Below are 7,941 nucleotides of genomic sequence, written 5' to 3' on the forward strand. Positions count from 1 at the left end.
TATTGAGAATTAAAACCGATAGTTATTGACTGCGAGACCGTAAGATATGCCAATACGCCCGTACTTCGTTTAGGAAAAACCGTTCGGCTGACGCTCACTGTGGCGCATGGCATTCGTATTTAAATAGTTTGAACCTAGTACCTGGGCATCAGCATCAGTTCCTCAATCACGGCCGCATCGTTCAATTGAGCAATATGTAAAATTGACTGAGCCACTATTTCTGGGGTTAACATGGCTGAACGGTCAAAGTTAGCTTGGACGGTTTCCGTATCCCAAAGTGGTGTATTGACAGCACCAGGACAGATTACACTGACGCGAATATTGTGCGCACGTTCTTCTACAGCTAGGGTTTGAGAAAGAGCCATCAACCCAAATTTGCTGACACAGTAAGCTCCCCATTCAGCAGTAACTTGTTTACCAGAATCCGAAGAAACATTAATTATTGTTCCAGACCGACGATCGCGCATACCTGGTAAAATCCCCTGAGTACATTGGAATACGCTCGTGAGATTTAGATCAATAACTCTTTGCCAGTCTGCTAAAGGTGTTTCTAGTAATAACCCAGTATAACCCATCGCGGCGTTATTCACGAGAATATCGATCGGGTTGTAAGTGGTATCGATCGCCCTGATCTGTTCTCGCACTTCGTCAATTTTGGCTAAGTCTAAGGGAAAAGCTTTAGCCTTTACACCAATTTTTCTAGCTGCTTCTGCTACTTGTTCAAGTTTTTCGCCCGAGCGGCTTACCAGCGCTAAATTAATTCCAGCTTCGGCAAAAGCTAATGCTGTTGCCTTACCAATTCCACTACTTGCACCTGTAATGAGAGCACAGCGTTGTGTCTGACTATTCATACAAATCTCCAAATCTCCAAATAATATTATAGCAACCGCCTTGGCGGTTAGGGCATAAACTGTAAGTAGACCTTTTTGCAGCGCGCTCGCAAAATTTATTGCTATACTTTATTTAATCCATATTCCTAATGATGAAAATAGCCTATGTCTTCCTCCGAAATGAACACAAATCCTATTGACGACAGCATCATCGCTACAAAGTCTGCTCAAACCAATCCTTCAATAAAACAGAAGGACATTCAGATCAGAACTGCATCAGCTTCCGACCAGAGATATATTACTGCTGCAATGGTTCTAGCCTTTAACAACGATCCTATTATCCGCTGGATGTATCCTGACCCCTATCAATATCTCACTTATTTCCCACTCCTGTTTGGAGCATATATGAACGAGTCCTTGGCCCACCAGACTTCTTATTATGTTGATGGTTATGGGGGTGCGGTGCAATGGATTCCGCCAGGGATAGAATGGGATGCAGAACCATTAAGGAAAGTATTTCAAGAAGGTATCGCTGAGTCACGCCAAGCAGAGGCATTTGAATTGTTCGATCGATTGGGGCATGATCATCCTAGTCAGCCTCACTGGTATCTGGCGTTTCTGGGTGTGGAGCCAATTCAACAGCGTAAAGGCTTTGGTTCAGCCCTATTGCGGCCTGTTCTGGGACAATGCGATCGCGATAGTATTCCTGCTTGTGTGGAATGTCTTACCAAAAACGTAGCATTCTATAAACAGCAAGGGTTTGAGTTAATTAGCCAGTATCAAGTTGGTGATATACCGATTATTGTCAGAATGATTCGCCAGCCACAATAGCAGGTTGGTGATGCAAAAAAAAATCCCATCCCTGTGTTCTCGCCTCATGAAAGCCGGAGGTTGAGTAACAGTAGTAACTGTATTAACTAATGCTCCCAATCGTTAACTTTTACTTCCAGGCATATTGCTCGTCATGCCAAACAGATAGTAAAATCGCTCTATGCTAAGTAGTCGGACAAAAATAAAGTTAACTATGAGGACAAGGGAACAGGGAACAGGGAACGGGGAACAGTAAAGGTTTCAGGCTTGTTAATATTTATTAACACAGTGTCGTTTACTTTTGTCCGACTACTTAAGGCTATAATAAAATTGCAACGATTGGGCCACTGGTAGGCTTTTTGAATGGGTTGTCACCCGTCAGCTACCTGAGAAAGGCTATAGCGCCTCTAAATCATTTGTGTAAATTGCGGTGTAAGGGTAAAGGCTTATGACAACAGAAATGCCAAACAATCGAAGCCCCCATGGTTTAAGAAAGCACTGTCTTTCCTATGAGGCAGTAATTGCTCAATCTATAGTCTTAATGTCACCTAGCCTAATCCCATCAACTATATTAAGCTTAATTTTTGCTAGTGCCGGAAATGGGACATGGTTAAGTTTTATCATAGGTATGGTTGGACTGTTATTTGTCAGTTTCAACATTAACCAATTTGCTTGTCGTTCCGCTTCTCCTGGTTCGCTATATTCATATATTATCAAGGGTCTTGGTCCTCATGTCGGAGTTTTTTGTGCTTGGGCTTTGCTGCTGGGCTATTTATTTGGAGCAATGGTAGGATTGTGTGCATTTGCCATCTTTAGTCAAAAATTATTAGGTGATATTGGTCTTACCACCCATGCTTTGACCTTATTTATCCTAGTTACTGTTGCAGCTTGCTATGTAGCTTTTAAGGATATTCGCTTCACTAAAATTCTCCTAGTAGTTCAAGGAGTCTGCCTCGCGTTGATCCTTTTATTGTGCTTAATTATCTTAGTAAAGAAAGGTTTTGTGATAGATTGGAATCAATTGAGCTTGCAAGGAGCCACTCCTGGGGGAATAACAATGGGACTTGTCCTAGTTATCCTCAGTTTTGCTGGCTTTGACAGTGCAACAGCTTTGGGTGATGAAGCAAAAAACCCCCTAAAGACTATCCCTAGAGCTGTGACGCAAAGCATAATTTTTTGTGCTATATTCTACATGATCACGACCTATATTGTGGTGCTGGGTTTTAGCGGTACTAATGAAAATTTAGGTAAAATAGAAACTCCATTAAATTTTCTAGCACATCAGATCGGATTAGACTTTTTAGGAGTACTAATTAGTATAGCTTTCTTACTTACTTTATTCGTTGCTATCTGCGGTTGTATTAATTTCACATCCCGAATATTTCTGTCCATGTCGCTTCATGGTTGGTTTCACCATTCTTTAGGAAAAACCCATGATACTAATCTTACACCTCACAATGCGATCGCTTTATCAGGTTTTATTATCTTGATTATCCCCTCCGTATTCAAGATATCTGGCTATGATACGTTTGAGTTACAAAATTATTTTGGTATCATTTGCTCGTTTGGATTTTTGGTAATGTACATTTTGGTTTCCATTGCAGCACCAGTCTACTTGTTCCAACTTAATAAACTGAAACCAATAGATGTGCTATTCGCTATTCTAGCAGTTAGTTTTATGATCCTTCCCTTTATTGGCATAATTGGAATTCCTGGTAGTAGTCTATTTCCAGTTCCAGACTTTCCTCAAAATATTCTACCCTACTTGGTCTTAATGTACTTCATGGCTGGGTTTGGATGGTTCCTTTTTCAGAAGAAACGTTATCCCAAAATCGTAGAAAATATGAATAATTCTATTGAGGAAATTCATACCAGGTTTAGTGATGAGGAAAATCTTTAACTAAGCAGTAAAACACCCCCGAAACCGTGTATTAGCATCAGAGAGTGGGTAGTCCCACCTCTTCATCACTCCTTTTATTTTGTAATGTAGCATCAGATGCGATCGCGATTGCCTCAATCACGATCTAATTCTGTAGATATTCTATAGTTTTCTCTAACTGCTAGGAAAATTAGTCACATCCAGATAAAATTAAATTGGTAAAGCTAGTTGGACAAAAATAAACAACGTCATTGCGTTGGCGTTACAGTTTAGGCTATAAAATTAACTCCGTAAGGAGAATCATATAAACAGGACTTTTTTATGAAAATTGGTATTGTTGGCAGCGGGAAGATTGGCGGCCCACTAGGAAGGCTCTGGGCACAGTCGGGGCATAACGTATTCTTTTCCTCGCGAAATCCCGATAGTCTACGCGCACTGGTTGAAAAGGCGGGTAACGGATCGCAGGCAGGAACACCTGAAGAGGCGATCGCTTTCGCAGATGTTGTTCTAGAAGCTGTTCCCTTTTCTTCCACGATGTCGTTGCCGGCAGATGCACTCGCTGGGAAAATGCTCATCAGCGCTTCAAATTACGACCCTCAGCGTGACGGCGAGATTGAGATTGACGCACCAAGTCAAAGCGAAGCCATTGCTCAGAGACTTCCGCAAACAGTGGTCGTTAAGGCGTTCAATATGATGTTTTTCCAAGAGATAGAGGCTCGAGCCAATGGAGAGCTATTCTCTGAGCTAGCCATCTTTTACGCTGGTGATGATGTAGAGGCAATGGCGATCGCCGCGAAGATGATTGAAGAAGCAAGATTTGTGCCTGTAAAAGCCGGATCGCTCGCTGACGGGCGCTACTTTCAAATTGGGGAACCACTCTATGCTCGGTGCTGGTCGGAAGAGGTAGCTCAGCAGGCTCTCGCTCAGGTCAAAGCTCTCAGGGTAAGGGCTTAGACTTTTGAAGCTCAAAAAAGATTATTGCGTAGATATTCTATAGTTTTCTCTAACTACTAGGAAAATTAGTCAGATCCAGATAAAATTAATTTGGTGAACCTAGTTGGACAAAAATAAACAACGTCATTGCGTTGGCGTTACACTTTAGGCTATAAAATTAACTCCGTAAGCAGAATCAGGAGAATAGAGAATCATGGGTGAAGCGAATAGAAGTTTGAATTTGGCCCAAACAGACCAAACGGATAATTTTTTAAGTGTAGCACCTGTAAAAGAGGATTGGGGCGGAGATGGGAGCGGACGCTTGAACCTATCAGGAAGGTCTACGGCCATATCGAAAGAGTATGTGCCGCGTCAGTATCAATTTTTCAATACAAATACGGTGCCAGAAGAACCAGGATGGCGAATCAGTGGAATGCCAGATCGAGTCCTACCAGGAAGACGAAGATTGCTGACTTGGCATGACTGTGGTGCATCTACTTCCAGAGTAATCCTACCGCCCAAATTTGCAGCGCCATCCGGGATCTTCACTGCTGACTTGGAAATTTTTATTCTTTCTGGTAAGATCCAAATTGGTGAATGGCAACTAGGTCAACATGGTTACTCCTTTATTCCTGCTGGGGTAAAAGTAGAATCTTGGCAAGTTTTAGGTGAAGAGGAAGCGGAAATCCTGTGGATGGAAAATGGGCCAGTTCCTCTCCAGTACCAAGATGCAGAAACCAATCATCCAGATGCGAGAATAAGTGAATTTATTCCAGCCTTGGATAGCAAATTGTTGCCTTGGGTTAATATAGAGGCACGAAAAAAAAAGAAGATTTTAAGGCAACATAATAACGGCGGTCAAACAAGGCTATTTATCTACTTGCCACACTATGAAACTCAGTATGGAATGATTTATTCCTACAATGAAGAGGCCTATGCTTTAGGTGGATATTGCGATCTAGGAAATTACCCATTTGCGAAGGATCACTTCTGCTATTGTCCTAGCTATAATACTCTTCCTAGAGAGATAACAGTTGATGGACTTTTCGGGTTTGCCAGAGTTGATAGAGATGTATCCCAAACTGCCGTAGTGTCGTCATATGCACATATTAACGGATGAATCGGACAGCCGTTGGTTAGAGGCAGTGGATATTAATTAATTATGTACGCCTTATGTGAGTTAAAAATGCCCTGGTTATTTTAAGGGTTTCAGACTTCACTTTAGCAGCAGGGCCTAGCCTTACGAATGAGATTGCGTTATTCCAGCCTCCAACTCACATAAGGCGTTATAAATCAGACCGCAATAATGAAACGCCGCATAAACAGATAGTCTTTATCGTTCCAGATCTTCAGATCCTCAGTTAACTTGACAATGACACAGCGGCGTAGGTGGGGAAATCTGTGTAACCTTCAGCCCCAAACGTAGATCCAAATCCAAAAAGGAGCGATCGCCAAAGTGAGGAGCTCCTTTTAAGGCATATCAGCTCACCCCCTTACCTGGTAGGTCTTTCAACTTGCTTACTTGTCACCCTTTCAGCTACCCTAAAATAATTCTTAGATATCCTGACTTTAGATGTAGACACGGCGAATGTTTTTATGGTATTATCCTGCAAGATACCAGCCACAGCATTATGCCATGCTACCTTATTTACAGCCCCGATGGACATATGTGTGCAACCCTTTCAAAAAACAAACGTCCTAATTTTCATGGAGGAGACATTTTGGGAGGAACATTACAACAACAGGCCGAGGCAGTACAAACATATATTGCCTATTGCGGTAAATATGAAGTCAAACCAGATAAAGTTGTTCATCTGCCTGATGTCAGCCTGTTTCCGAATTATATTGGTACAAGGCAAGAACGCTTCTATAAATTTGAGAATGGCAAGCTAGTATTGAATCAGGCTCCAGAATTGATGGATGGTAAGAAACAAACTGCTTTTATAATTTGGGAGCGCGTTCCAGAGTAACAGTTTACATCATTCCCAAACGTTACCGGAAAAAACAGCTACACATTGATGGTAGATTAAGAGGCACGGATATGCTGATTATTTGATTCAAGATGTGCTTGCTACTTTTGTAAGCTTTGATGATGAATACGGGTTAAACTCTTCCCCAGAGGTGACTCTGGGGCATTGTTTTTGCCCACTAATTTATTGAGAATTAAGAACAATGAAAATTGGTATTGTTGGCAGCGGGAAGATTGGTGGCCCACTAGGAAGGCTTTGGGCACATTCGGGGCATAAGGTATTCTTTTCCTCGCGAAATCCCGATAGTCTACGCGGACTGGTTGAAAAGGCGGGTAACGGAGCGCAGGCAGGAACACCTGAAGAGGCGATCGCTTTCGGAGATGTTGTTCTAGAAGCTGTTCCCTTCTGGGCGACGATATCATTGCCAGCAGATGCACTCGCTGGGAAAATACTCATCAGCGCTTCAAATTACTACCCTCTGCGTGATGGCGAGATTGAGATTGACGCACCAAGCCAAAGCGAAGCCATTGCTAAGAGGCTTCCGCAAACAGCGGTTGTTAAGGCGTTCAATATGATGTTTTTTGAAGAGATAGAGGCTCGAGCCAATGGAGAGCTCTTCTCTGAGCTAGCCATCTTTTACGCTGGTGATGATGTAGAGGCAATGGCGATCGCAGCTCAGTTGATTGAAGAAGCAAAGTTTGTGCCTGTAAAAGCCGGATCGCTAGCTGACGGGCGCTACTTTCAAAATGGGGAACCACTCTATGCTCGGTGTTGGTCGGAAGAGGTAGCTCACCAGGCTCTCGCTCAGGTCAAAGCTCTCAGGGTAAGGGCTTAGGCTTTTGAAGCTCAAAAAAGATTGCAACGATTGCGCCACTGGTAGGCTTTTTGATATCATGTCCGGTCGATTACAATTAATAAAATCATCTGGAAGTATTGGTAGGAAGCGATCGTCATCATGGGCGATCGCTAGGACATGATATGATTCGTCCAGTCAGGGAATGAACATTACTTATAAGAGGCATCGCTTCCCCTCAGAGATCATCTTCCCCCTCACCTATCGAGACATTTAGAAGCTGGTAATTTCGGAGGGGTATTGATCTCGTTTATGAAGCAATTTGTTCCTGATACTTCCAGTTCACTCAATCCATAAGGAGAATCATATAAACAGGAGAATGGGGAATTATGGGTGACGCGAATAGAAGTTTGAATTTGGTCGAAACAGACCAGTTACAATCGCTTTCCCATCACGTCCCTTTTATCCCAGATTAGTCTAAACCCTAGTTTTATATGACAACAGAAATGTCAAACAATCAAAGCCCTCATGGTTTAAGAAAACACTGTCTTTCCTATGAGGCAGTAATTGCTCAATCTATAGTCTTAATGTCACCTAGTCTAATCCCATCAACTATATTAAGCTTAATTTTTGCTAGTGCCGGAAATGGGACATGGTTAAGTTTTATCATAGGTATGGTTGGACTGTTATTTGTCAGTTTCAACATTAACCAATTTGCTTGTCGTT

Annotated in this window: 7 protein-coding genes and 1 pseudogene; 7 read left to right on the forward strand and 1 reads right to left on the reverse strand. The window is 42.3% G+C overall.

Features of this window, described 5'->3' with window-relative positions; all coding sequences use genetic code 11:
- Nucleotides 1-134: 134 nt before the first annotated feature.
- Nucleotides 135-851, reverse strand: coding sequence for an SDR family oxidoreductase (locus tag AAFP11_RS22825; RefSeq protein WP_341737264.1), 717 nt, complete (start codon nt 849-851; stop codon nt 135-137).
- A 144-nt stretch (nt 852-995) separates the two neighbouring features.
- On the opposite strand from AAFP11_RS22825, the gene AAFP11_RS22830 reads away from it, so the two are divergent.
- The 7 genes and pseudogenes from AAFP11_RS22830 to AAFP11_RS22860 form a co-directional block, all read left to right on the forward strand.
- On the forward strand, nt 996-1,661 hold the full coding sequence (locus AAFP11_RS22830) for a GNAT family N-acetyltransferase (protein WP_341737265.1): 666 nt from the start codon (nt 996-998) through the stop codon (nt 1,659-1,661).
- A 427-nt stretch (nt 1,662-2,088) separates the two neighbouring features.
- On the forward strand, nt 2,089-3,540 hold the full coding sequence (locus AAFP11_RS22835; RefSeq protein ID WP_341737266.1) for an APC family permease: 1,452 nt from the start codon (nt 2,089-2,091) through the stop codon (nt 3,538-3,540).
- A 300-nt stretch (nt 3,541-3,840) separates the two neighbouring features.
- Entirely contained in the window at nt 3,841-4,473 is a 633-nt protein-coding gene (locus tag AAFP11_RS22840; RefSeq protein ID WP_341737267.1) for an NAD(P)-binding domain-containing protein, read from the forward strand.
- 193 nt (nt 4,474-4,666) lie between these two features.
- Nucleotides 4,667-5,572, forward strand: coding sequence for a DUF4437 domain-containing protein (locus tag AAFP11_RS22845; protein ID WP_341737268.1), 906 nt, complete (start codon nt 4,667-4,669; stop codon nt 5,570-5,572).
- Between the two features lie 511 nt (nt 5,573-6,083).
- A complete protein-coding gene (locus tag AAFP11_RS22850; RefSeq protein WP_341737269.1) occupies nt 6,084-6,422 on the forward strand; it encodes a lipocalin-like domain-containing protein in 339 nt (112 codons plus the stop codon).
- 202 nt (nt 6,423-6,624) lie between these two features.
- Nucleotides 6,625-7,257 (forward strand): NAD(P)-binding domain-containing protein, encoded by a 633-nt coding sequence (locus AAFP11_RS22855; protein ID WP_341737270.1) that lies wholly within the window; start codon nt 6,625-6,627, stop codon nt 7,255-7,257.
- A 452-nt stretch (nt 7,258-7,709) separates the two neighbouring features.
- Nucleotides 7,710-7,941, forward strand: a pseudogene (locus tag AAFP11_RS22860) (APC family permease); the annotation flags it as partial.

Source organism: Microcoleus sp. CAWBG640 (assembly GCF_020883015.1).
Taxonomy (GTDB): domain Bacteria; phylum Cyanobacteriota; class Cyanobacteriia; order Cyanobacteriales; family Microcoleaceae; genus Microcoleus; species Microcoleus anatoxicus.